The organism is Capnocytophaga sp. oral taxon 863 str. F0517, from assembly GCF_000466425.1.
Lineage (GTDB): Bacteria > Bacteroidota > Bacteroidia > Flavobacteriales > Flavobacteriaceae > Capnocytophaga.
Genome location: NZ_KE992170.1, coordinates 1 through 643, shown reverse-complemented (window position 1 = coordinate 643; position 643 = coordinate 1). Strand labels below are relative to the sequence as shown.

The window sequence follows — 643 nt, the reverse complement described above, 5'->3', positions numbered from 1 at the left end:
CCGCTGACAAGCTTCTCCTCTGTCTTTTCTTTTTTCGTCACATAATCTATTGCGTGCCCTATGCCCGCCTTTGAAGATACCGCCTTAATGACTGCCATACTTTGTTCAGCTCCTCTCCATGCTTCCGCACTTCCGCTTCACTCGGCAACATTCCCCCCTCATTACACCGCTTTGCTATTTGGTTGAGGTTGTTCCCTATCCGTTTCAGTTCCGGGATAAGTTCTTTGATACCGTCCGTATTCACGATCTGCTTCTCCAGCACACAGGAAAGGATATACTCCTGCTGGTTCTTTCCACTCTCTAAAATCTTCTCCTGCAACTGCCGGTATTCTTCTTCACTTACTCGGAATGATAACTGCTTTGGTCTTGTCTTGTTCATACCCTTACCACTCCATATCCATGACATCAAGCAAGTCAAAGAAACGCTCCAGCGTCTTATTTTCCTTTTCTGCCGGGTTCTGTTTTACATATTTATCAATTACTTTCATCAGCTCCTGCACCTCGTATCTGTACTCAAACTGAATTTTATCCATTTCTTTTTTCATGCCTTTGACCTCTCTTTCTTCGGTGCTACCACCGTCACACTATGAGCCTTTCGGCTCTCTGAAAAGGGGGATTGAAGGGGGGCTTGCCACCCTCACAA

General features: G+C 45.7%; 2 protein-coding genes. Both read right to left on the bottom strand.

Annotated features, from left to right (window positions below; translation table 11 throughout):
• Positions 1-58 precede the first annotated feature (58 nt).
• A complete protein-coding gene (locus tag HMPREF1551_RS09390) occupies positions 59-379 on the bottom strand; it encodes a MobC family plasmid mobilization relaxosome protein (RefSeq protein WP_021638906.1) in 321 nt (106 codons plus the stop codon).
• 4 nt (positions 380-383) lie between these two features.
• Positions 384-533, bottom strand: a complete 150-nt coding sequence (locus tag HMPREF1551_RS14040) for a hypothetical protein (protein WP_177608251.1) — start codon at positions 531-533, stop codon at positions 384-386.
• Positions 534-643 lie beyond the last annotated feature (110 nt).